This window comes from Tsukamurella conjunctivitidis, from assembly GCF_007858475.1.
GTDB classification, from domain to species: domain Bacteria; phylum Actinomycetota; class Actinomycetes; order Mycobacteriales; family Mycobacteriaceae; genus Tsukamurella; species Tsukamurella conjunctivitidis.
The window spans coordinates 1-525 of sequence record NZ_VIGX01000296.1 but is presented as its reverse complement, the minus strand read 5'-3'; the positions used below and the strand labels follow the sequence as shown (position 1 = coordinate 525).

Annotated in this window: 1 pseudogene; it reads right to left on the bottom strand. The window is 67.4% G+C overall.

From position 1 onward, the window contains the following. Window positions 1-525 (bottom strand): annotated as a pseudogene (locus tag FK530_RS25470) (GH92 family glycosyl hydrolase); the annotation flags it as partial.

Below are 525 nucleotides of genomic sequence, written 5' to 3'. Positions count from 1 at the left end.
CTTCCACCACCGACCTCGATCCGGCTCAGCACACTGTTCCACCGGTCCTCAGCCGCGGAGAGGATCTGGTCGAAGGACCTGCCGGTGGCTTCCGCTGCGAGGTTCGCCTGCGCCCCCCCCACGGAGACATAGGAGACGCCGACACGGACCTCCACCTCCTGACCGCCCGTGAACTCCAGCCAGGCGCCCGAGCGCCCACCGGTGCCGGTGAGGACACCCGCATCGTTCACGTGGTCACCACTCCAGGTTCCCGCGGCCTTCGCCGGGGTGCTGAACGTGGCGGCGTAGTAGAGCGTGTATGAGTTGCCCTTTCCGCAGAAGTCGCCCGTCGTGGTGGACCCGGTCACCGTGGTGAGGTCCTCCGAAACCGTCGCGCTGGCGTCCGAGTTGCCGTTGAGGGATCCTCCGGAACGGACATGGACGTAGGCGGGAGCGTCCTTGCTGAAAGTGAACCTGGCAATGCCCGTGCGCGTGGTCGCCGAGAGCTCTGCCCGCACGCCCGTGTCGGGGAATCGCACGGTGTAG